Below are 711 nucleotides of genomic sequence, written 5' to 3' on the forward strand. Positions count from 1 at the left end.
CTCAAGGGCCGACCTTTGCGCGAGCGGTCGTCGACAGCCTCTTCCAGATTGGCGCCGGCGGCGGATCGGCGTCGCCTGCTGAAGTCTTCGACGCCGGAATTCGGGTTGCCTCGCAAATGTCGCAGCAAGCACAATTCGGCGTATTTGAGGACAATGCACTGGCGATTGCTGCCGTGTTGGCGATGGGTGTCGTCGTCATCTGCTTCTCGCTGGTCGCAGCAATTTTCGTCTCGGTCATGGTCGAGATGTATGTCGGCCTGCTTGCCGGCATGATCATGCTCGGGCTTGGCGGATCCTCCTTCACCAAGGACTTTKCTGTCCGTTATCTCGTGTACGCCTTCGGCGTCGGCATGAAACTGATGGCGTTGGTGATGATCGCGAAGATCGGGTCCGAGGTCCTTATGGGGTTGGCGAACGCGCCAACGGCTTCCTCAGACCAGTTCGTCACGACGCTCGCCATCGCCGGGATCTCGGTCGTGGTCTTMATTATCGCAATGTACGTCCCGAACATCATTCAGGGCGTTGTTMAGGGCGCRTCCGTCTCGGGCGGAATGGAGGCGATCCGGCACGGTGGTCAGGCAGCCTCCTTTGCGACGGGCGCAGGGTTCCTAGCGGCTGGCGCTGCCGGTGCGGGATTTGCGGCGGGACAGGCTGCCCGAGCTGCAGGTTCATCCGTTGCTGGTGCGGCTCTTCGAGGTTTCGGCGCTGGGA

1 protein-coding gene is annotated in these 711 nt (G+C 61.5%); it reads left to right on the forward strand.

Features of this window, described 5'->3' with window-relative positions:
• Window positions 1-711, forward strand: a 711-nt coding sequence (gene trbL, locus QD357_RS32700; RefSeq protein ID WP_414126147.1) for a P-type conjugative transfer protein TrbL, incomplete at both ends; no start/stop codon positions are given.

The sequence above is a fragment of the Rhizobium sp. BR 317 genome (genome assembly GCF_047445835.1).
Taxonomy (GTDB): Bacteria; Pseudomonadota; Alphaproteobacteria; order Rhizobiales; family Rhizobiaceae; genus Rhizobium; species Rhizobium paranaense.